Source organism: Kosakonia sp. PSU_27 (assembly GCF_039409795.1).
Classification (GTDB): Bacteria; Pseudomonadota; Gammaproteobacteria; order Enterobacterales; family Enterobacteriaceae; genus Kosakonia.
On record NZ_JBCIVK010000012.1, the window covers coordinates 44,776 to 63,391 of the forward strand.

Annotated in this window: 28 protein-coding genes; 1 reads left to right on the plus strand and 27 read right to left on the minus strand. The window is 56.1% G+C overall.

The features are described 5' to 3' along the window. The first annotated feature begins 10 nt into the window (after window positions 1-10). Complete coding sequence (gene rplS, locus AAIG26_RS22560) at window positions 11-358, plus strand: 50S ribosomal protein L19 (RefSeq protein WP_004104634.1); 348 nt, start codon at window positions 11-13, stop codon at window positions 356-358. Window positions 359-785: 427 nt separating this feature from the next. Here the strand turns inward: rplS and AAIG26_RS22565 are convergent, their stop codons facing one another. The 27 genes from AAIG26_RS22565 to AAIG26_RS22695 form a co-directional block, all read right to left on the minus strand. Continuing rightward, window positions 786-980: an ogr/Delta-like zinc finger family protein gene (locus tag AAIG26_RS22565; RefSeq protein WP_020454798.1), complete on the minus strand. Its 195-nt coding sequence runs from the start codon at window positions 978-980 to the stop codon at window positions 786-788. Window positions 981-1,058: 78 nt separating this feature from the next. Beyond that, window positions 1,059-2,195: a contractile injection system protein, VgrG/Pvc8 family gene (locus AAIG26_RS22570; RefSeq protein ID WP_313627431.1), complete on the minus strand. Its 1,137-nt coding sequence runs from the start codon at window positions 2,193-2,195 to the stop codon at window positions 1,059-1,061. Beyond that, window positions 2,195-2,653 (minus strand): phage tail protein, encoded by a 459-nt coding sequence (locus AAIG26_RS22575; protein ID WP_343181530.1) that lies wholly within the window; start codon window positions 2,651-2,653, stop codon window positions 2,195-2,197. Before AAIG26_RS22575 ends, AAIG26_RS22570 begins: the two co-directional genes overlap by 1 nt. A 14-nt stretch (window positions 2,654-2,667) precedes the next feature. Next, the gene (locus tag AAIG26_RS22580; protein ID WP_343181532.1) at window positions 2,668-4,440 is read right to left on the minus strand and encodes a phage tail tape measure protein; all 1,773 of its coding nucleotides are present in this window, start codon (window positions 4,438-4,440) and stop codon (window positions 2,668-2,670) included. Beyond that, window positions 4,433-4,552, minus strand: a complete 120-nt coding sequence (locus AAIG26_RS22585; protein ID WP_017459930.1) for a GpE family phage tail protein — start codon at window positions 4,550-4,552, stop codon at window positions 4,433-4,435. Before AAIG26_RS22585 ends, AAIG26_RS22580 begins: the two co-directional genes overlap by 8 nt. Before the next feature lie 32 nt (window positions 4,553-4,584). Next, window positions 4,585-4,866 (minus strand): phage tail assembly protein, encoded by a 282-nt coding sequence (locus tag AAIG26_RS22590; RefSeq protein ID WP_020454794.1) that lies wholly within the window; start codon window positions 4,864-4,866, stop codon window positions 4,585-4,587. A 60-nt stretch (window positions 4,867-4,926) separates the two neighbouring features. Then, window positions 4,927-5,445 carry a phage major tail tube protein gene (locus tag AAIG26_RS22595; protein WP_020454793.1) on the minus strand — a complete coding sequence of 173 codons (519 nt, stop codon included), beginning with the start codon at window positions 5,443-5,445 and terminating at the stop codon, window positions 4,927-4,929. Window positions 5,446-5,457: 12 nt separating this feature from the next. Further along, on the minus strand, window positions 5,458-6,639 hold the full coding sequence (locus AAIG26_RS22600; RefSeq protein ID WP_343181533.1) for a phage tail sheath protein: 1,182 nt from the start codon (window positions 6,637-6,639) through the stop codon (window positions 5,458-5,460). 324 nt (window positions 6,640-6,963) lie between these two features. Next, complete coding sequence (locus tag AAIG26_RS22605) at window positions 6,964-7,404, minus strand: tail fiber assembly protein (RefSeq protein WP_343181534.1); 441 nt, start codon at window positions 7,402-7,404, stop codon at window positions 6,964-6,966. Between the two features lies 1 nt (window position 7,405). Further along, window positions 7,406-8,356 (minus strand): phage tail protein, encoded by a 951-nt coding sequence (locus tag AAIG26_RS22610; protein ID WP_343181535.1) that lies wholly within the window; start codon window positions 8,354-8,356, stop codon window positions 7,406-7,408. 131 nt (window positions 8,357-8,487) lie between these two features. Further along, the gene (locus AAIG26_RS22615; RefSeq protein WP_343181536.1) at window positions 8,488-9,084 is read right to left on the minus strand and encodes a tail fiber assembly protein; all 597 of its coding nucleotides are present in this window, start codon (window positions 9,082-9,084) and stop codon (window positions 8,488-8,490) included. Continuing rightward, window positions 9,084-10,175 carry a phage tail protein gene (locus tag AAIG26_RS22620; protein ID WP_343181537.1) on the minus strand — a complete coding sequence of 364 codons (1,092 nt, stop codon included), beginning with the start codon at window positions 10,173-10,175 and terminating at the stop codon, window positions 9,084-9,086. Before AAIG26_RS22620 ends, AAIG26_RS22615 begins: the two co-directional genes overlap by 1 nt. Before the next feature lie 155 nt (window positions 10,176-10,330). Next, on the minus strand, window positions 10,331-10,939 hold the full coding sequence (locus tag AAIG26_RS22625) for a phage tail protein I (RefSeq protein WP_269232004.1): 609 nt from the start codon (window positions 10,937-10,939) through the stop codon (window positions 10,331-10,333). Further along, window positions 10,932-11,840, minus strand: coding sequence for a baseplate assembly protein (locus AAIG26_RS22630; protein WP_020454786.1), 909 nt, complete (start codon window positions 11,838-11,840; stop codon window positions 10,932-10,934). The genes AAIG26_RS22625 and AAIG26_RS22630 overlap by 8 nt, the downstream gene beginning before the upstream one ends. A gap of 4 nt (window positions 11,841-11,844) precedes the next feature. Next, window positions 11,845-12,192 carry a GPW/gp25 family protein gene (locus AAIG26_RS22635; protein WP_020454785.1) on the minus strand — a complete coding sequence of 116 codons (348 nt, stop codon included), beginning with the start codon at window positions 12,190-12,192 and terminating at the stop codon, window positions 11,845-11,847. Beyond that, a complete protein-coding gene (locus AAIG26_RS22640) occupies window positions 12,189-12,824 on the minus strand; it encodes a phage baseplate assembly protein V (RefSeq protein WP_045513793.1) in 636 nt (211 codons plus the stop codon). The genes AAIG26_RS22635 and AAIG26_RS22640 overlap by 4 nt, the downstream gene beginning before the upstream one ends. A 77-nt stretch (window positions 12,825-12,901) precedes the next feature. After that, the gene (locus tag AAIG26_RS22645) at window positions 12,902-13,369 is read right to left on the minus strand and encodes a phage tail protein (protein WP_044489451.1); all 468 of its coding nucleotides are present in this window, start codon (window positions 13,367-13,369) and stop codon (window positions 12,902-12,904) included. Further along, entirely contained in the window at window positions 13,332-13,577 is a 246-nt protein-coding gene (gene lysC, locus AAIG26_RS22650) for an Rz1-like lysis system protein LysC (RefSeq protein ID WP_082071816.1), read from the minus strand. Before lysC ends, AAIG26_RS22645 begins: the two co-directional genes overlap by 38 nt. Beyond that, the gene (gene lysB, locus AAIG26_RS22655; RefSeq protein ID WP_343181538.1) at window positions 13,477-13,890 is read right to left on the minus strand and encodes an Rz-like lysis system protein LysB; all 414 of its coding nucleotides are present in this window, start codon (window positions 13,888-13,890) and stop codon (window positions 13,477-13,479) included. The genes lysC and lysB overlap by 101 nt, the downstream gene beginning before the upstream one ends. Next, window positions 13,887-14,396 carry a lysozyme gene (locus AAIG26_RS22660; RefSeq protein WP_343181539.1) on the minus strand — a complete coding sequence of 170 codons (510 nt, stop codon included), beginning with the start codon at window positions 14,394-14,396 and terminating at the stop codon, window positions 13,887-13,889. The genes lysB and AAIG26_RS22660 overlap by 4 nt, the downstream gene beginning before the upstream one ends. Beyond that, window positions 14,371-14,601, minus strand: coding sequence for an HP1 family phage holin (locus tag AAIG26_RS22665; protein ID WP_017459945.1), 231 nt, complete (start codon window positions 14,599-14,601; stop codon window positions 14,371-14,373). The genes AAIG26_RS22660 and AAIG26_RS22665 overlap by 26 nt, the downstream gene beginning before the upstream one ends. After that, complete coding sequence (locus tag AAIG26_RS22670; RefSeq protein WP_020454780.1) at window positions 14,592-14,795, minus strand: tail protein X; 204 nt, start codon at window positions 14,793-14,795, stop codon at window positions 14,592-14,594. Before AAIG26_RS22670 ends, AAIG26_RS22665 begins: the two co-directional genes overlap by 10 nt. 210 nt (window positions 14,796-15,005) lie before the next feature. Continuing rightward, window positions 15,006-15,191 carry a hypothetical protein gene (locus AAIG26_RS22675; RefSeq protein ID WP_017459947.1) on the minus strand — a complete coding sequence of 62 codons (186 nt, stop codon included), beginning with the start codon at window positions 15,189-15,191 and terminating at the stop codon, window positions 15,006-15,008. Between the two features lie 74 nt (window positions 15,192-15,265). Next, on the minus strand, window positions 15,266-17,320 hold the full coding sequence (locus AAIG26_RS22680) for a replication endonuclease (protein ID WP_343181540.1): 2,055 nt from the start codon (window positions 17,318-17,320) through the stop codon (window positions 15,266-15,268). After that, complete coding sequence (locus AAIG26_RS22685) at window positions 17,321-17,542, minus strand: TraR/DksA family transcriptional regulator (protein ID WP_020454778.1); 222 nt, start codon at window positions 17,540-17,542, stop codon at window positions 17,321-17,323. Further along, window positions 17,542-17,769: a DUF2732 family protein gene (locus tag AAIG26_RS22690; RefSeq protein ID WP_343181541.1), complete on the minus strand. Its 228-nt coding sequence runs from the start codon at window positions 17,767-17,769 to the stop codon at window positions 17,542-17,544. The genes AAIG26_RS22685 and AAIG26_RS22690 overlap by 1 nt, the downstream gene beginning before the upstream one ends. A gap of 67 nt (window positions 17,770-17,836) precedes the next feature. Further along, a complete protein-coding gene (locus tag AAIG26_RS22695; protein WP_045513809.1) occupies window positions 17,837-18,175 on the minus strand; it encodes a DUF5347 family protein in 339 nt (112 codons plus the stop codon). Window positions 18,176-18,616 lie beyond the last annotated feature (441 nt).

Sequence of the window (18,616 nt, forward strand, 5' to 3'; positions counted from 1 at the left end):
AGATTAAATTATGAGCAACATTATTAAGCAACTTGAACAAGAGCAGATGAAGCAGGACGTACCTTCCTTCCGTCCGGGTGACACCGTGGAAGTGAAAGTATGGGTTGTTGAAGGTTCCAAAAAACGTCTGCAGGCATTCGAGGGCGTGGTTATCGCTATTCGTAACCGCGGTCTGCACTCTGCATTCACTGTTCGTAAAATTTCCAACGGCGAAGGCGTTGAGCGTGTCTTCCAGACTCACTCTCCGGTAGTTGACAGCATCTCTGTCAAACGTCGTGGTGCCGTTCGTAAAGCTAAACTGTACTACCTGCGTGAGCGTACTGGTAAGTCTGCTCGTATCAAAGAGCGTCTTAACTAAGATAGCGCACACGCTACATCCAAAGCGTGTTATGAAACAAGGGGTTGGCGTAATGCCAGCCCCTTTTTTATACCCATCTGAAAACCACCTTCTTTAGACGTGTTCAGCGCCAGGTTTTGGCTTATTGCTTTGGGATTTAAATCGTTCACAGCAGGCAGCGAGCTTTATTAATGGTTTGATGGCGAGCTAAAAAAAGCATCCTGTAGATCCGCACACTAACAAATTCTGGTTTCGCATCCTTATCTGGATCGACATCTCTTCGGGCAGGCAGACGCATATTTAATTTAGGCTGAACCCAGGACGTTTCCTGTATCAGTGGTTTTTAAGCTCTGTGACCACCCATTGCCCACGTATTTTTTTCCATTACCTATTATCGATGCAGAAATAAAAAACCTGCTGGCGCAGGCTTTTGATTATTTTCGCCGGATTACTTCCCGGCGGGGGACGCACTCACTTGCAGTGCTGGCGGGCGGACAATGTAACGCGCCAGCGACTCATGGGTGACAAACGTACAACCACAGTGAATATTCTGGCACTGGTGATAGCGCTCTTTGGTTTCAGAACTGAGGTAGCGGCTGGAGCGCGCGTGCGCCGCTTGTTGGCATACCGGGCAATGCATCATGGTGGTTTCTCCCTCGTGTATATGCCAGTTATATTATCCTTTTAACTTGCAAATGCAAGTTAAAGAATGCATTTGACGCTATTCCTGCACTTCATATTTAACGCCATCAACCCGAACCTCCAGCTCCAGTTTGCTAATAAAACCATTGCTATCAATGCCATGTGTCACTTTTTTGATTACCCAGGGCGTGTTGTTGATCGCATCTTTAAAGCCTGAAACATACACAGGGCTTTCTGCTGAGATATCGGTGCGCCCCTGAGCGAGAGTGAGCGTAAATTTCGCCGCGTTGCGCTGGATATCTTGCCACTGTGCCTCTGCCGCCCGCATGGCTTCATCTTTAGAAGAGTATGTCGTCGGCAGGGTATAGATATTATCTTTTGATCCAGCGGTGTAATCGGTCGCTTCCTGTTTTTCATTGCTGGTTGTCGCGGTTTTGCGCGTCAGTTTTACCTGCTTCGTCTGCGCTTTTGGCGTTCTGGTATCTTGCCAGTGGGCAACCACACCGCTGTAAGCTACGCGATCGGCAAGGGTAAACTCGTGTGAGTCGCCATCGCTGCGGGTAATCGTCACCGAAGGAACAACCTTGCCGCCCCGAACGCACATGCCCGGAACAAGGAAAATCAGCGTACCTGATTTCACGGCGATTTCAGCACCGTTGCGAGTTGCCAGCCGGGTAAGAAAGCCAATGTCGGACTCATTAGACTGGTCGATATGGGCGATTTTGATATTTGCCAGCGCTGGCGCGACACTGGCGCTCAGTGAATTACGCCAGGCGATATCTTTGACAACTTCGCCAAGCGTTGTGTCATGCCATGACCACTCTTTTGGGCTATTCATATTGCCGCGAAAATCGACGCTGCGGCCGGTAACAACCACCTGATCCGGCGTACCTCGGTGTGTCACCTGATCGATGGTAAACGTGCCCATATTAGTGAGCAGTTCTCCCAGTCGACCAATGGCGACACTTACCTCATTACCGCGCTGCGGCATCTGGATTTTTCCGTCGGCATCATCCAGCGTTAGCGTTAGTGTATCGGCCTCAAACCCGCGATTATCGGTGACGGTCAACGCTATCAGGCGAGGCGCAATATCGTAGGTTATGTCTTTTACTTGCTGTTTTTGCGCTTGCTGCGGATCATGCTGTTTCTGCTTTAGCTTCAGCGTAAACAGGGGGACGCTTGTTCGCCCCAAATCCTGGGTGAGTACGTCAATCATCACATGTTCCCCAGTATCTTCGTCGGGTCCCTGAACAGTTGTTTCCCCTGGGCCTGAAGATCGCCCGCCAGGGCCTCCAGCGATTCATCAACGCGCGTAAGTTTGAGCGTGAAGGTGATTTTGCGCGGTGAACCGTTGCTGTAATACTCAGAACCATTTTCGGTGACGCTGCTTATTACATACATGCCGTAAATCATTCCGGTTCCGTCAATAAGCGGCCATGAGCGACCCTGATCGGCCATCAGACGTACCGCCGCAAGCGACAGCACACCGCCAGTGAGTTCCGGGTAGAGTGCACCCGTAATTTCGATGGTGTCCTCCCCAGGACCGATGTACTGAAACGCCGCGCGCTTGCCCACACGCGCGTTGTTCTTCCAGTTAAACGCTGAGGTACGGCTCATACTCTGAAATGGCAGCGTCTGCCGCATAAAAACAAAAAGCCCCAATGCCAGCATCATAATGCGAACTCTCCTTACGGGTTGAATTGGGATAACGCGTTGTTGCGCCGGTTATCGGCATCCTGGCGGAACAGATCCTGCAGGTAACGTTCGTTGCTGCTGCCCGGCGTGACATCGCCCTGCAGCGTGACGTTATATTCCGTACGGCTTTGGTCGAGGTAAGAGCTGCCGGTTGACGGGCGCGCCACCTGGTAAGCGTTATACCCCGGCTGCGAACTTGTGGGCTGGATATAGCTGGATACCCCTCCGGTAGCGGGTTGCTCGATCGATGGTTTGAGCGCCATTGCGGGTTTCTTATCGATAATGCCCAGCGTCTCCAGCAACCCCGTCGCGCTCTCGCTCAGTGAACGGAAAAGGGTTAGTGGCCAGGTGAATGCAGTAACCAGCACTTTACCGATAATCTGCCCGACGTTGCCGAATTGTGTGAGCGTCTCCTCGCTGGCCTTGATTGGCGTCAGCAGCGCGATAAAGGTCTCTTTTACCGTTTGCAGTGCACCGCCGATGGCATCGAAAACCGGCTGTAATGGCGAAAACATCTCTGCAATGGGGGCAAATGCCGCGACGATCCCCTCAATCACGCCGCTAAAAAAGGCGCTAATAGGCTCCCAGTATTTATAAATCAGCGCAGCGCCAGCGGCGATGGCCGCCACCACGGCAACAATTGGCCAGGTGAGTCCGCCGATAACCGCCATGATCCCGCCACAAACGGTGGTAAACACGCTGCCGAAGGTCGTGGCAATGGTGATAAGCGTGCTGATCCCCGTAAAGACGGGCGCAATCACGCTTGCGACAGTGCCGATTGCCCCTGCAACGCCGACGATCACCGTCGCTATCAGACCAAAGCTTTGCACCAGCCCCTGGTTATTTTGCACCCACTGCTGAAGCTGCCCGAGATAACCAGTCGCAGTCTGTACCAGCATGCGTAGCGACGACTCCTGGGTGGCGAAAATGTCCACGCTCAGGGATTGATAAGCCGCCTGCAGCGCCGCTAAATCCGTGCCAAGGTTACCTGCATTGTTTTGCGTCGCGGCCGCTGCATCGCCGCCGCTTTGTTGCTGGTTGGCGATCGGCTGAGCCCGGTTTCCGGCGCTCTGCTGGAGGCTGGCGACAGCGGTGCCCGCTGGCGCAGGCTGCACGGTAGGGCGCGCTTGCAGTGATGCTTCATAACCCGGTTGCAGCAATTTTTTGCCAAGGCTAAAACCGGTGTTTGCCACCGACATACTGGCCTTCCCAAGGCTGGCGACTTTTCCGCCCATCCCTGTGATGCTCTGCTGCGCATCCTGGATTTTCTTCTGCCGCTGCTGCCGGTTTTCCTGTTTCAGGCTCTGCTGTTGGGTTACCAACTGCGCCGAACTGTCGCTGATGCGGCTTTTCAGCCGCAGCTTTTCCGCCAGTGGCGCCGCAGCGTCAAGGCCGGATTCGGTAACCACGCTTTTCCGCCTGGCGACTTTCGCCGTCAGGTTGAGGCGCTGCAGATGCAGCTGGCTGACACGCTGTTGTGTGAACTGCAAAAGACTGGCGTGGCTGCGCGTCGGTGGGCCTTGTTCCGCCAGTTTTTGCGTACGCTGCTGCATCGTTTCCAGCCGCATATTGACTGAGGTAAGGGCTTTTCCCGCCCGCATTAAGCCATCCACCTGAGCGAGTTGACCATACAACCCGCTCAGGTTTTTCTCTGTTGCTTTTATGCTGTCAGACAGCGACACATTCGCCGTCTGCAGGGTTTGAAAGGGCCGCTTCGCTTGATCAACAGCAGCGAGCAGGGCCTCGATATTTACGCTGTTACTCATATGTGTTTCCGCTTCGCTGCAGCGCTTTTTCGCGCCAGGTGATGAGTTCGCTCAGACTCAGGGGGTAGAGCTCTGATGGCGGCCAGTGGAAGATCACCGCGATATCCGCCATCAGATCGTCAACCGACAGCCTGGCCGGAAAATTTACTGTCCCGAAGCTGGTGACAAAAAACCGACCACCTTGCCCGCCAGCGCCACCATATCGGCCAGATCCAGCGCGCCCACTTCCTGCTCGGTAAGTGAAGGGGAGGTGATGCGCGGCAGCACTTTAATCAGCGCGTCCACTTCGGCGTTTGCCACCGCGGCCAGGCTCAGGCCGCGCAGCGTACCGGCGTTCGGTTTCATCAGCGTAAGGGAATTGATCAACTGCTCGCCGCGTTTAATCGGGGTTTGCAGGGTAATGACGTTATCTGTTTCGTGGCTCATACGATCCTCGTTGCTTTTGCGGGGGGAAGACCCGGCCAGCCAGGCTGACCGGGTGGGGCATTACAGGCCGATATTGCGGCGGTGCTGTTCGAGACGGTCGACGCCGTTCACTTTTTCAACCATGTTGACGGTGTCGATCTCCACCAGCTCCTTGCCATCAATGGTCAGTTTGAAGTAGGTGCAAACCACGGAGATTTTGGATTCCGTATCTTCACCCGGCTTGTTTTCGCCAGTGTCGATCTCTTTCTGGCGACCACGCATCACCACTTCCACTGCCACCGTTTCCCCGGTGTCATCACGCTGATAAGAACCGGCGAAGCGGATCGGCACCGCGTCGGCGCTGGTGGCGCCATACAGTTCCCAGATAGCTTCATCCGGGAAGCCGCCCAGCGACCACTCCATTGACATCGCCTCTTCATCGAGACCCATATCAATCGGCGCGACGCCATTCATGCCAGCACCGCGGTAGTTTTCCAGCTTGCGGGTCAGCTTTGGCAGCGTGATGGATTTGGCGACACCCTGGTAGCTGTAGCCATTGAGGAACACGTTCATGTATTTCAGTTTTCGCGGCATTGCCATTTATCAGGCTCCTTAATTGCTGTTAACCGAGGAGACCAGGTTCGCCAGGTACTTATCGGTGATGCGCTGGCGTAAGGTCAGGTTTTCCAGTGGCGGGACCGGCGTATAGTCATAATCGATATACAGTTTCCCGGCTTTCAGGGTTTCGGCGTCGTTCGCGGATTCATCGAACCAGCAGGTCGCATCGACGATGTAACCGTTGCTTTTCAGCTCGCGGAATTTCGCGTTAATGCCATCAATGATGTCGCGGATAAGCGTCGCGGTAATCGGTTTGTCCACCGCCCACATATGCGCGTCGGCCATGGTGTCGGCAATAACCTGCGCGGTACGGGTATAGTTTTCAAACAGGAACAGCGGATCATCCGAGCAGGTGCGGTTGCCCCAGAAACGGAAGCCATCTTTACGAATCAGCGTGGTGACGCCAGCCTGATTCAGCAGATCCGCATCGGTGCCGGATTCCTGCAGATCCCAGAACACCGGGGTGCTGATGCCGGTCACGCCGTTAACGCCGACGTTAGACAGGGTTTTGTGCCAGCCAACAGACTGGTCGATATAAGCGCGCAGGCCGAGTGCGCGCGCCGTGTCGTACGCCGTGGCGCTGGCGTTAGCGACGGTATCCCAGGCGAGGAAGTCCGGCCAAATCACCATCAGCTCGCGCTGGCTGAAATTCTCGCGGTACTTAATAGCTTCCGAAATGGTTTTGCAGCCCCAGGCGCTGACGTAACCGAAGGCACGCAGCTTCTGGCAGATGGGGGCCAGCGCGGTTGCGACTTCCAGGGTGTCGTAACCCGGCACGCCAAGAATACGCGGTTTCACGCCGGTCACCGCTTCAGCGGTCAGCAGCGCTTTCAGACCGGTGTATTTCCCGTTTGCATCGGTAGTGCCGATGATATTGGAAATCGTCTGCGCCTGGGCATCGTCGCCGCTACCTTCCGCGACACGCACCACAACAATCACCGGTTTCGCCTGATCGGCAATCGCCTGTAAAGACGATGCCAGCGTACCTTTGGTGCCCGCTTTGGCGATGGCGCTTTGCACGTTGGTGATAAGCACCGGTTCATTCAGTGGAAAGGTTGCCACATCGGCGTCGCTGGCCGTACAAACCATGCCGACGATAGCAGTTGAGACAGTGGAAATGACGCGTGTGCCGTCGTTGATTTCGACGACCTGAACGCCATGATGGTAGTCACTCATCCGATTAACTCCGTGGTGTTGGGGTGAGTGCTATTTTCCAGACCGCAGCGCTAACGCGCTATTTGTCGGGGTTGGCGTGGGGATGAAACAACACGGTAGCCAAAAAAAAACGGGCTGGAGCCCGTTGGATGTTATTTGTTATTGCGGTTTTTCCGGCCAGGGGATATTCGTTATTGGTGCAGAAGGTGGGGGATATCCTGCATATCCTATTCACCACCGAATATTTTCTTGCATGTATACACCCCGATAATAATCACCCCGTAACTGCCTGGATAAAATGCATCAAAGCGGTGAAGGACGTTGTAACCTCCACTGCGTCTGATATCAACTGGCCTGAGCGCCTGGCAGGACAGGCCATTCAATATCGGGCGCTTTTGATGTGTCTATTCTCATCAATATCACCCGATATTTTTGCCATTCAATCAGTGCGGCGGATTCCTCCTCCGTTGCGATTCCTGCATCGACGGCGTCCTGTCGCCATGACGTTTCTGCGTCGGCAGTAGCGCGTAATGACGATTTTTTTTGTTCAGCTAAGGTAATTAACTGCTCTTTGGTAAATTCTGGCGAAGGGCGATCAATCCAGCAAAGCGCCCCCTCGCGATAATCAAGCATTTTACCTATAGGCTCCCTGCTACCGTTAAACGTAATGGCATCCTTGTCACTTATCTCGATCCCATCGGTTGGCCATGTCCCGGCTCGCTGATAATCTTCGTAAAAAACAGAGTTATAAATTACGTGTTCGTAAGGTGAGTAAACAGATTTCATATCAGTAACCTATTGCAATGTAGCCGACAGTAACGTTAATACCATTACCATTGATGTCTACGACGTTCATGTTTGCCGCTGTTCGGTCTGAGGCATTGGTTGCAACAAATGTCCGTACACCCAAAGTACTGTATACAACCCCCATCAAACACTGGCATAAGGTAGGAAAAGGAACAGGATAGGACTGTGTAAACCCACCACTAATCGTTTTTCCTGAACCAAACTGGACAATATGGCCTGTCGGGAGTCTGAATGAATTTGTATTTCCTGTGCTAAAACTCGACATATCGGGGATCTGATTTGCACTTGTCCCAACATCTCGTCTAGCACTTTCCTTTAAGCCAAGGTTGCTGAGAGACTCAGCAACGAGCCCCGCCGATTGTAGTTCTTTTAAGGCGTTACCAATCATCAGGTATTGATCATGAGGGTTCGCTGATGAAAGATGCTGTTTCATCAGCTCGTCGGAATAGGCTTTTACCTCGATAACCTTATCGTCGACATATTTGCGTGTCGCCAGCACCACCGACGGGTCGATTTTCAGCGTCACCGCCGCCGTTGACGAAACAATCAGCGCCATACGAATCGTCTGCGTGCGGCCGCTGCCTTCCTGTAACAACGGCTTGTACGTTTCCGGGCAGTTGGCAATGGCAATCAGCACGCCATCGTCATCAAAAAGCCCCATTTCGCGGATCCAGTAGCCCCCTTCGTTTTCCGGGATCACCTGTTCGGCAATGATCTGATTTGCGTTGGCCGCATCGACAGTGAGCGTGTTCACCGCACCGATGCGCTTCTGGTTAAGCAGTTGGGTTTGTGTGGCGTCGGGCGTGGGCAGGCTGCCATTACCGTCGCCGACGGCCATTTGCGTGATATGGATTTGCGTGCCAAGCGCGGTAGCTGCTGCCAGCTTCGCCGCACCTTGATTGGTCAGAATGGCATAATATTTCGCGGTCATGCGTTCACTCTCAGTTGTCGGAAACGTGGGCACTATTTTCCGGTGAGCACATCGGGCAGGGCTATCGGTTGGGGTTGGTTTATGGGCAGGACAACTATGAATGAAAAAAACGGGCCGTAGCCCGTCTGGTGTTATTGCGGTTGTTGCGGCCAGTTGATATTCGGTGCCGTTGCGGTATCCACCGCCTGGAGCAGCCTGATGTATTGCAACCAGGCAATCAGCCGGGCTTTATCGTCATCGCTGATGATGCCGAGCTGCAACTCGGTCTGCCACAGGCTGATGGTATTTTTGGCCTCACTCAGTAACTGCGTTTTTTTCTGTTCCGCCCCGCTGACAAGCGCTGTCTGCTGTGCGGTTGTATCGGTCACCCATTTGCTGCCGTCCCATTTATCATAAGCGGTCGCTGGTGCAAGTGGTGTAACGTCTGCCGGGTAATCACCCAGCTTATCCAGTTGCGTCTGCTTGCCGCTGGCGATGTCATAAACCGTTTCGCCGCGGTGATCGGCAACGTATTCCCAGCCACTCGAATCTGCCTTACGGCAAACCGCAAAGCCGTTTTTCAACGCAGGTGGCGCATCGATGGCCGCGTTTGCCGGAATACCAACGCCGACAGCCAGGTACTCCACCGAGGTCGAACGATATTCGCGCGTATCGGCTGCGAAGTTATAGACGGTTTGCTCTCCGGCAACGGTGGCAATCAGGTTCTGGTTCAGTGTCGCTTGCGTCATTATGCAGCCCTCACGATGTAGTTAAATGCGATGTTGCGTGGACGAGTTTCTGCGCCACCGGTATTTTCCATCCAGATATAGGTCCATGCCCGATTGCCGGTATAGATGGTAGTATCTGCGTTTTCACTATTTTCATCTGTGTAAGCAACAATTCTTACAGTCGGTGTACCGTATTCGTTAATGAACCGGTGGTTATGCGCTCTCAATTCATCGGCCTGCACCGAAAGCAGCGTTCGCCCGGCATCAACCCCGCGCCCAGCATCCCAGCCTCGAATAAACTCACCGCGCAGATCGGGAAGAACACCTGCTGGGTACGCCGCTGCTAGTTTTGGAAACTGCGCTTTATCAAATGCCGCACCATTACATTCAAACCACCCTAATGGCGGCGTCGCCTGCGGCCAGGCAACAACACCCCCTACGGGCAGGATATAGTTGTCATCATTCAGGACATCATGAACAAACTTTGTGTTGGCGATTTGCTGTCCATAGTTGCCGATGTGCGTATCCGGGACGGTAGGCACACCGCTAAATACCGGGCTGGCAAGCGGTGCATATTGTGTATGTGGGTTAGCAGCGGCGACATGCTGTTTCAGCAGATCGTCTGAATAGGCCTTTACTTCGATAACTTTACCATCAACGTATTTACGTGTTGCCAGCACCACCGACGGGTCAATCTTCAGCGTTACAGCTGCGGTCGATGAAACAATCAGCGCCATGCGAATCGTCTGCGTGCGTCCGCTGCCTTCCTGCAACAACGGCTTGTAGGTTTCCGGGCAGTTGGCGATGGCAATCAGCACGCCGTCATCGTCGTAAAGGCCAATTTCGCGGATCCAGAAACCGCCTTCGTTTTCCGGGATCACCTGTTCGGCAATGATCTGATTGGTGTTATTCGGATCAACGGACAGGCGGTTCAGCGGGGCAATTCGCTTCTGATTAATCAGTTGAGTTTGCGCCGCATCGGGCGTGGGCAGTACGCCGTTGGCATCGCCGAGCGCCATCTGCGTAAGGTTAAGCTTTGTGCCAAGCGACGCGGCGTTCGCCAGCTTCGCGGCCCCCTGATTGGTCAGAATGGCAAAGAATTTTGCAGTCATGCGTTAACTCTCAGGTTGTTGGGTGATGAATCAGTACAGAAGACATTTTCCGTTCAGCGACAGGCGAACGCTATCAGGCGGGGTTGGCTGCCCGCTGGCACAACGAGGCGGGTAAAAAAAACGGGCCGCAGCCCGTTTGGTGTGATGTTACGTGGTTAAGTGATGATGACATCATCAACCAGATGAACCGCTGAAGCCGGATAATATGCACCGCCAACAACAATCTCTTCCGGCATGTAAGGGTAAACGGTCAGCTCTTCACCCAGATAGCAACCGGCGCCGACATAAAACTCGCCGCTGCTGCTCAGGCTAATGTTTAACCCGGTCAGGTGGCGGCTCGCCGGTTTGGCATCATTAATCAGCCGCTCCAGCTCAAGGTACATCTCCTCGGTAATGCCATTCTCCTGCACGCCAATCACCAGTTTAAAGGTGCCCGGCTCGGCGTTGTCCTCCCACCATTCGCGCAGCTCAATCAGAAAACCGAGCGGCTCAACCACCCGGCGTAGCGCGCTGCGCGTGCCTTTGTGTTGATGAACGAAGAATGAAGCGGCAATCACTTTGCGTTTGGTCGCTTCCGGCCAGTTAAAGTCCCAGCGGTCGACGGAGAGCGCCCATGCCAGGTAAGGCAGCAGCTCCGCCGGGCACGTTTGCGGGTCCCACAGCGTGCGCAGCGGCACCGGCACGCGCTCAATATCTGCCGCCGCTTTTGCCGCTGCCACCTCAAGAACGGATGAGCCAACAGGCAACAAACGGTCGTCACTCATCGGTGCCTCCGGCATTAATGCTCCAGGCGGTGCAGTAAGAGGCCTGATTTTTCGCCAGCACCAGATCGCTTTGCGGCGCGCTCAGCTCCACCCGCTGCACGCCTTCAACGTGCAGCGCGGCATAAATCGCCGACTGGCGGATATCGCGCCCTAAACGCCGTTGCGCGTTGATATAGGCTTTTAACTGCTGCTCAGCGGCCTGGCGAATCGGTTCCGATTCCGGGCCGGGGTAGAAGTAGAGCGTGGCGTTAATCTGGTAAGGCACGATCTCCGCGCTTTGCACCGTCACACGGTCGCCCACCGGGCGCACATCTTCGGCGTTCAGGGCTTTATCCACTATGGCGATCAGCTCATCGCTGGCGCGGCCGTCCCCCTCGCGGGAGAGCACGGAAATGGTGATATACGCCGGGTTCGGGCTGATGACCGAAATATCGGCAACCCGCCCGTCGGCACTGCGACCATGGTATTCGTAAGCGCCTTCCGGCCCGGCGACGCTTAGCCCTTCAAACGCCTGCTGCGCGCGCAGACGCAGATCTTTGTCAGACTCCATCACCGCCGGCGTTGGCGGAATGGTGCTCTCGTCAGCGGGCGAAACCACCAGCCGCGCGGTGTTGCTGTTGGCGGCCATCACATCCAGATCCTTCCCGGCGGCGTAGGCCAGCATCACCGCGCGGGCCGCTTCGTTAACGCGGCTGCGCCACATCACTTCACGGTAGGCGTTCTCTTGCAGAAATTTGGTCAGCGGTTCGGACTCCAGCGCCAGCGTGCGCGCCAGCGCTTCTTGTTCATCTGCGGGAAACAGGGAAATCAGCGTCGCTTTGCGGTCGTTGAGGATAGCCTCATAATCAAGCTCCTCGACCACATCCGGCGCCGGCAGTTGGCTCAGATCGATAATTGGCATGGTTTTAACTCACTGGAAGGGTTAACGAAAGGGATTCGCCGGTGCTGGCGAGTTGCGCGGTCAGGTTGACCAGCAACTTGCCGTCGAACTGGCGCTCGGTGGTGACCGCGCTTACGCTAATGCGCGGTTCCCATTTCAATAGCGCCATGTAACAGGCGGCCTGAATTTGCAGCGTCAGCGCCGGGGTCTGCGGCTGGTCGATCATCTCAAACAGCAATGAGCCGTAATCGCGGCGCATCACTCTGGAGCCTATCGGCGTGCGCAAAATATCGCTGATGCTCTGGCGGATGTGCTCGGTGTCGGTAAGACGCTTGCCGGTGGTGCGGTTTAACCCGCTGTAACGAACTGTCATAAAGGCGCTCCTGTTGTGCCGCCGCTGTCGCCGGGGTGTTTATGGGTATGCAACACTTTGCCGTTGGAAGTGAGCGATCCGCCGCTGTGCTCAATGTTGCCGCTCATCGTGCCGCCTTTTTGTACCTCCAGCGTGCCGGTGATGAGCTTGTTGGTGCAGACCACTTCCGGCGTATCCAGCGTGATGCGGGTCGTGGCGGTCACCCGCACGTCGGGTACGGTAGCGGTAAGGGATTGCGACGCGCTGATGGTGGCGGTTTTAATGCCGCTCACCGTTAACGCGCTGGTTTTCGGTTCATATTCCACGACGGCGCCATCGGGAAAGGCGACATGCAAGGCGTCGGCGGATGCCGAAGGGGCCGGGTTGTCATCGGAAAAAATTCCCGGCAGCACGAACGCGGTGTCAAGCTCGCCGCCGACCGCCAGCAGCAACACCTGTTCGCCGATGGAAGGTGCCCACCAGCTACGTGAATGCCCGGCGCGGTGGGTTAACCACTGCAACCATTGTGTTACGAGGCCGCCGGTCTGCACCCGGCAGCGCCCGCTGTTCAGATCGATATCAACGATTATCCCGGTGCGGATCATATTGCGCAGCAAGCGGGACAGTTCCTGAAGCGAGAGTTGTCTGTTCATAACGGAAATCATCCTATGCGTGACGGGCGTTGAAAAACGGACAGGGCTGTCCGATTTTTGGCACAACGCCGGGCGATTCAGGCCGGCCAGCGGCTCACCAGTTCACCGTTGATATAAAGCTCGGTCGGGCGGGTCACGAACGCGGGCGGCAGCGGTTCCGGCAGTGTTTCGGCATGCAGCGCGCCGTCGATTTCCGTGACTTTGGTGCGCTCGGTCAGTTGCAGCACCATCGTCAAATCCTGGGTGTTGTCGGTGTTTGTCACCAGCGACCAGCTGAAGCTGCCTTTGCGGCCGGCTTCGGTAGTGAGGATGTCGGGCTGGTTAGCACGCAGCCACGCCATCACCGGTACGAACAGCGCATCGATATCACCGGCAAAACCGCTGACGGTGACATTGAGGCTGAACTGTTTTTCAAAAGAGAGTGAGCTGGCGAGGGTGGCGGTGTTACTGCCTTTATCCACCCACAGGCGCAGCATCGAGGGGTTATCGCGCAGCGCCGGCACGGCGTCAGTCAGCGCGGTGCGTAGCGTATTGGGTTTTAGCATTGATCTCATCCTGGCAATGTTTAAGGGTTTCGACCTGGAGCGCACACTGTGCCAGCGCAAGCTCCAGTCGGCGGATATCGGCGCTCAAATCGCCGTTAGTTTGTGGGTTACTTCCCGGCATCGGGCACAGGCTGACCAGCGGACAACTGTTGTAAACAGTGACCGGCGGAAGGGCAGGCGGGGCGCTGGTGCACCCGGCGCACAGCATCAGGCAACTCAGCGCTGTACCAGCGGCGAAACGCGTCATTTTCATTGAGTAACCTCGTTATCGATTGTTCGCGCCGCACCGCTTGCGTGCTGGCGGCATCCAGTTGCAGGCGCAGTGCCACCTGCGCCTGCTGGTTTTTGTCCGCCAACGCGGCGGCGGCGTTCAGTTGCGCTTTCAGCTGCGTGATGGCGCTGTTTTGCTCACGCGTAAGCTGGCGGGATTGCGTCAGCGAGGCGCTCAGCGAGTGGTTTTGCTGCACCAGCCACAGCAGGCCGAGCGAGGCGATCAACAGGGCGATCAGACGAGCATTCATTGCGCCCCCTGCAGGCACCAGCCGCGTTCGCGCTGGCGGCGGTTTTCCAGCCCCTGGTTACGTACACCGTCGATAAACACCCAGCGCGGCAGCTGATCGCAGGCCTGGCGCCACTGCTTTTGGTTAAGGAAATAAACCAGCGTCGAGCGGCAAGCCGCGCCGCTGCCAACGTTGAAGGCGAAGCTGACCACCGCGTCATACACCTGCGGCGGCATCGCCACCGGTGCGCACTGCGCCAGTCTGCGCTCAACCTGTAATACATCGGCGACAAGGTTGCTCGCCGCCTCTTTTTCACTGATATCGCGCGTTGGTATGACGCCTGCGGTATGACCGATGCCGGATGTCCAGACCCCGGCGCTGCACTGGTAAGGGCGCAGGCGACAACCTTCAAGATCGGCAATCAGTGCCAGCCCCTGCGGTGAGGTTTTCAGTAAGCGGAAATCCGGCAGCAGTACCGCCAGCGCCAGCACCGCCGCCGCGCTACAGCGTTTTACGGGTAATCCCATTCATCACCTCCTGGGTTGACGCGCAGGACTGGAGGAACAGATAGCTTTTGCGGCGGTAGTACCAGTTCACCGCCACGGTGACGGCAACACCCAGCGCGCCAAAATAGGCGGCAAAGTCTTGCGGGGTCATGGCGCCGAAAAAGGTCAGCGCCACGCTTATCCAGTACGCCAGCGATGAGGTGACTTTTTCGATGGTCAGCCCCATAGATTCACCGTCTCTTTAATGGTTTGCGTCTGTACTTCCGGCAGGTTGACCGTGGTGCCATAAGGCAAAATAACGCCCAGATCGGCGAGCCCCGGGTTGGCGGCGAGCACTGTTTCGACCACTGATGCGGTGCGCCCGTAATAACGCAGGCAAAGCAGGTCGAGGGTATCGCCTTGTTGTGTTTTCACATTCATCGTTCGCGTCTCTTTCCATCAGGAAGGTTTTTCCCCATGGTTAAGTTTCCTGACCGCAGGCGATGGACGCTATCTTTCGGGGCTGGTTAAGCGCTGGCACAACAGGTGGGCGCAGAGAGAAAAGCACAGCACGAATGCACCAGGCAGCAGTGCCGCTGGCGCATCGAGAGAAGGGCAGCGTTAACTGCCGGGAAGGGTCGTGGCGGGGCGCTATTCGGCCTTGTAGAAAATGTTTTCATCCTCATCGGTAGCGTTTTCGCTGTTGGCCAGGTCCGCAATCAGACTCAGCGCCAGTTTCAGATCGGACGGTTTGCAGTTAGCCAGCAGAGACACCTCGGCAATGAATTGCACGCATGCCCACTTGTGCTGAGTCTGATTTAGTCGCTCAGAGACCATGAATCCCTCTCATGAATTTCTTGTACTGTATGTTTATACAGTATCATAGGCTGATTATTAATGGGAAGCGATAATTATTTGTTCCCATCACTATGTTGCTGATAAAGAAAACCATTATGGCTTTCTGCTCGCGCTTTAAACCCGGTGTTTCCAGCTATTTCCCTGCTACTCCTGCCAGTACAGCGCACACTTTTTGGCGTACGTTTGCGCGCCTGCAGAATATCGCTGCGCAGCCAGGCGGTAAGTTGCCGACGCTGGCGGCGGTTTAACCGCTGATCGGGCTCGAAGGGCGTACAGTTATTGACAGAACTCCAAGGAAGGGCGGTATCCGGCACGTTTTCCTGCGCGCGCTTTGGCACGATCTTCCACTTTTTCAGCCGCGTCAGCAGCGGCGATCCGCTTCCAGCCACGCTGTCATACACGCCGCGTACGCGCAGCGTCTCTTCGCCATACTGATTAAAATCGCCGTCTGCTTCATAAAGAGTACGCACCTGCACCGCATCGCGTTTGACGAACGGCCCGCCTTGCGCGTTGACATAACCCGCCCAGTCGCCGCGATCGGCGGCTTCATGCACCTGCGCAAACTCCACGCTCAATCCGCGCGCGGCATCGTTATCGACCAGTTTGCGTAGCTCGCGGTAAACGGTGACCGGCGCGCCACCAATAAACTGAAACTGGCGGATGCGCCAGCGTGCGGCCCAAGCGCAGACCGCGCAGGCGCTCTCTTTCAGCAATGCGCCGCTCTCAACGTCGGTTTCGCCGTCCAGCGCATAGCCGTCGATATTTTTCGCGATATATTTCGCCAGATAACCGGTCGCGCTGCCTTTTTGTGCATCAATGGTTTCGGCGTGAAAGCGTGCTCGTTGCGCTTTCGCGCTGGACAGCTCGTGGTGGTCTTGCTGGCAGGCGAAATCTCCCAGGATCTCGCGCACGCGGGCAACCTCCTGCGGCTGCATAAACAGCAGCAGGTGCCAGTGCGGAGTGCCGTCGTGATGCGGCTCTGCCACGCGAATACCGAAAACGCGCAGGCCGTTGCGGTGCAGCTTCGCGCGGATACGCGCCCACAACGTGGTGAAATACGCCTGGGTTTGCGCCGGGCTGGCGCCGTTCCATTTCCGGTTACGGTAGCCCGCGCGCGTTGTTGCGTGCCAGGCCGAGGGCGCGGTTAACGTGTAAAACTCGCCTGCGTAACCAAGGTTCTGGCAGATGGTTTCGAAACCGCGAAGGCGCGTCATCAGCTCACAGCGACGGATTGCCGGGTTGGCTACCGAACCGTCGTGTTTATCAATAAGGCTGATGCGGTTTCCCTCTTCATCTTCCAGCTCCATGCTTTTCAGAAACTCGCGATTACGCCGTTTTTGCTCGCGCCAGGCGGTTACACACTGCACGCTGGCGTAGGGCTGTTTTTTCTTGCTGACATTGCCGAGTGCGATATGCAAATGCTCGCGCCACTGCGCGGCGGCTTTGCGCAGATGCCCGCGCCACCACTGCTCGCTGAACAGGCGCATGATTGCCGGGGCGAGATCTTCCGCGCTGACGACTTTTTGCGTCACTCGCTGCCAGTGCGGGGGAGTGACGTTGAATTGCAAAGCGATGGTGCCTGCGTGCAGATACCAGCGATGCAGCGTTTTCAGCTCCGTTGCGCTTGTGTCGTCGTGCTCTGCCAGTTCACCGCGAATAAAATTGGCGATGTCCGCTGCCAGCCTGTCGACAGGAGCTTTGTTCATATCCGGCAACTGGTTGTAGCGGGTAAACAGCGAGACTAAGCGGTGCGCCAGCCCCTGCTGGATAACCGTATCAAAATGGCCGTTGAACACCGCTCTGGAGACGCGCGGTTGTAAATGATCCAGTTGATAGCGTTGCGCCACCGCGTTGAGCCGCGGCAGCGTGCGGCGATAAAAATGCAACAGAAAAGCCTCCGCCCGCGCCATACCGTGCTCTTTTTCTATCGTATCCGCAGCTCGGGTGAGTGAAACGCGCACGCACTCTGGCTGGAGCGCCAGTGCCTGACGCGCCTGCGACACCGCCGCAATATGGCGATTACGGCGGTGCAGCTCAGCGTGAGTGAGCAAGGGGCTGGAGATAGCTGAACGCGGCGCATTCCACGGATAAGCCCAGGTGACAGACAATTAGCGTCTCCTGTAGTGCTTGTCTTTCAGTTCGGCGATCTGCTGGCAACAAACGCAACAGGTGACGCCGGGCAGCGCCATGCGCCGCGCTTGCGGGATAGGCGCATCGCAGCTTTCACAGGTCAGCCTTGAGGGTGCCAGCAGGCGATTGCGTGCATGCTGAATATGCCGCTCGCGTTCTTCCATCTCGCGTTGCTGGGCGAGATCCATTTCGTCGGCCATTAGTGCAGCTCCTGCGCCTGGTTGTCGATGTGGCTGGCTTCCTGGCGCAACAATTCAGCAGCATCATGCCATTCAAGGCGATGCGAACTGATGAATGCGGCTAGGGCGTCCAGACGGGCGGAGATAACGCCGGCGCAGCGCAGACGTTCATTGTTGCGCGCTTGCGCAAGCTGGAGCGCGAGGGCTTCAGGGCTGTGGTTCGGTGAATTGAAGGGGTGTTTTCTCATTGTGTTGCTCCTGAATTTGGGCAAGGGGATGCCCGACGGGTTGACGTCATGGTTGTGGATTTAGGGTTTACAGCGGCATGGTGAGCCGTTTCGGAAACTGGCTGACTACCGCGCGGAAATGGTTCATAGCGGCGATCACCGCCCGCTTCTCATCAAGCGTTAATGCGTGCGGGTTGAGCGCCTGGCGCGCGGCGGGCACTCGGGCAAGAAAGAAAATGGCCGCCAGCGCCCGGTTGTTCTCTTCTGCGTGTTCGTCACGCGGGTCGCGCAGATCGTCGATAAAGCGTGCTACGTCACTCCAGTTATCGCCCCATAAACGGCCGCGAAGCTCGGCGATATGGTTTAGCCCGCTTAGCCGCTCTGATGTGCTAAGCGGAACATGCACGACAGGGGATGTGATAGCCATAAGCTCTCCTGCGATAGTGTTGGCTTGCAAAAGCAAATTCAGCGTAACACCATGCCGAAAGGGTGTTTAACGCCGTGACGGCACTTTTCCTGTTGCGTAAAGGCAAAATGCAAAGCGCTGGCATTAACCTGCGCATCGCGCCATGTTGCGGTGTCGTGAAGGTCAGACTTGTGGCGGTTAAGTCGGCCCTGCGATATGTGCTCAGCGTATTGCTGATCTCTCTGACATTCGCGCTGGCTATGGATTGCCGAGGATGTTTTCTGGTTTGCTGGCGCGGACTTTGTTATGCGAGTCGCGGCGTAGCATGCCGGAAAACGGGCAGTTATCTCAGTGTTCACCCGGCTGTGGCAGCCACGTTTGGATCGCATTTGAGTAGCGGATTGCGGATGCGACGGCGTTGATTTTGCATCTGACATATCGCATTATCTCCTGTTGTTTAAA

What these genes read in the sequence shown, in the direction of transcription:
- rplS (WP_004104634.1), top strand. Translation starts at nt 11, where the DNA reads ATGAGCAACATTATTAAGCAACTTGAACAAGAGCAGATGAAGCAGGAC.
- AAIG26_RS22565 (WP_020454798.1), bottom strand. Translation starts at nt 980, where the DNA reads ATGATGCATTGCCCGGTATGCCAACAAGCGGCGCACGCGCGCTCCAGC.
- AAIG26_RS22570 (WP_313627431.1), bottom strand. Translation starts at nt 2,195, where the DNA reads ATGATTGACGTACTCACCCAGGATTTGGGGCGAACAAGCGTCCCCCTG.
- AAIG26_RS22575 (WP_343181530.1), bottom strand. Translation starts at nt 2,653, where the DNA reads ATGATGCTGGCATTGGGGCTTTTTGTTTTTATGCGGCAGACGCTGCCA.
- AAIG26_RS22580 (WP_343181532.1), bottom strand. Translation starts at nt 4,440, where the DNA reads ATGAGTAACAGCGTAAATATCGAGGCCCTGCTCGCTGCTGTTGATCAA.
- AAIG26_RS22585 (WP_017459930.1), bottom strand. Translation starts at nt 4,552, where the DNA reads ATGGCGGATATCGCGGTGATCTTCCACTGGCCGCCATCAGAGCTCTAC.
- AAIG26_RS22590 (WP_020454794.1), bottom strand. Translation starts at nt 4,866, where the DNA reads ATGAGCCACGAAACAGATAACGTCATTACCCTGCAAACCCCGATTAAA.
- AAIG26_RS22595 (WP_020454793.1), bottom strand. Translation starts at nt 5,445, where the DNA reads ATGGCAATGCCGCGAAAACTGAAATACATGAACGTGTTCCTCAATGGC.
- AAIG26_RS22600 (WP_343181533.1), bottom strand. Translation starts at nt 6,639, where the DNA reads ATGAGTGACTACCATCATGGCGTTCAGGTCGTCGAAATCAACGACGGC.
- AAIG26_RS22605 (WP_343181534.1), bottom strand. Translation starts at nt 7,404, where the DNA reads ATGAAATCTGTTTACTCACCTTACGAACACGTAATTTATAACTCTGTT.
- AAIG26_RS22610 (WP_343181535.1), bottom strand. Translation starts at nt 8,356, where the DNA reads ATGACCGCGAAATATTATGCCATTCTGACCAATCAAGGTGCGGCGAAG.
- AAIG26_RS22615 (WP_343181536.1), bottom strand. Translation starts at nt 9,084, where the DNA reads ATGACGCAAGCGACACTGAACCAGAACCTGATTGCCACCGTTGCCGGA.
- AAIG26_RS22620 (WP_343181537.1), bottom strand. Translation starts at nt 10,175, where the DNA reads ATGACTGCAAAATTCTTTGCCATTCTGACCAATCAGGGGGCCGCGAAG.
- AAIG26_RS22625 (WP_269232004.1), bottom strand. Translation starts at nt 10,939, where the DNA reads ATGAGTGACGACCGTTTGTTGCCTGTTGGCTCATCCGTTCTTGAGGTG.
- AAIG26_RS22630 (WP_020454786.1), bottom strand. Translation starts at nt 11,840, where the DNA reads ATGCCAATTATCGATCTGAGCCAACTGCCGGCGCCGGATGTGGTCGAG.
- AAIG26_RS22635 (WP_020454785.1), bottom strand. Translation starts at nt 12,192, where the DNA reads ATGACAGTTCGTTACAGCGGGTTAAACCGCACCACCGGCAAGCGTCTT.
- AAIG26_RS22640 (WP_045513793.1), bottom strand. Translation starts at nt 12,824, where the DNA reads ATGAACAGACAACTCTCGCTTCAGGAACTGTCCCGCTTGCTGCGCAAT.
- AAIG26_RS22645 (WP_044489451.1), bottom strand. Translation starts at nt 13,369, where the DNA reads ATGCTAAAACCCAATACGCTACGCACCGCGCTGACTGACGCCGTGCCG.
- lysC (WP_082071816.1), bottom strand. Translation starts at nt 13,577, where the DNA reads ATGCTGTGCGCCGGGTGCACCAGCGCCCCGCCTGCCCTTCCGCCGGTC.
- lysB (WP_343181538.1), bottom strand. Translation starts at nt 13,890, where the DNA reads ATGAATGCTCGTCTGATCGCCCTGTTGATCGCCTCGCTCGGCCTGCTG.
- AAIG26_RS22660 (WP_343181539.1), bottom strand. Translation starts at nt 14,396, where the DNA reads ATGGGATTACCCGTAAAACGCTGTAGCGCGGCGGCGGTGCTGGCGCTG.
- AAIG26_RS22665 (WP_017459945.1), bottom strand. Translation starts at nt 14,601, where the DNA reads ATGGGGCTGACCATCGAAAAAGTCACCTCATCGCTGGCGTACTGGATA.
- AAIG26_RS22670 (WP_020454780.1), bottom strand. Translation starts at nt 14,795, where the DNA reads ATGAATGTGAAAACACAACAAGGCGATACCCTCGACCTGCTTTGCCTG.
- AAIG26_RS22675 (WP_017459947.1), bottom strand. Translation starts at nt 15,191, where the DNA reads ATGGTCTCTGAGCGACTAAATCAGACTCAGCACAAGTGGGCATGCGTG.
- AAIG26_RS22685 (WP_020454778.1), bottom strand. Translation starts at nt 17,542, where the DNA reads ATGGCCGACGAAATGGATCTCGCCCAGCAACGCGAGATGGAAGAACGC.
- AAIG26_RS22690 (WP_343181541.1), bottom strand. Translation starts at nt 17,769, where the DNA reads ATGAGAAAACACCCCTTCAATTCACCGAACCACAGCCCTGAAGCCCTC.
- AAIG26_RS22695 (WP_045513809.1), bottom strand. Translation starts at nt 18,175, where the DNA reads ATGGCTATCACATCCCCTGTCGTGCATGTTCCGCTTAGCACATCAGAG.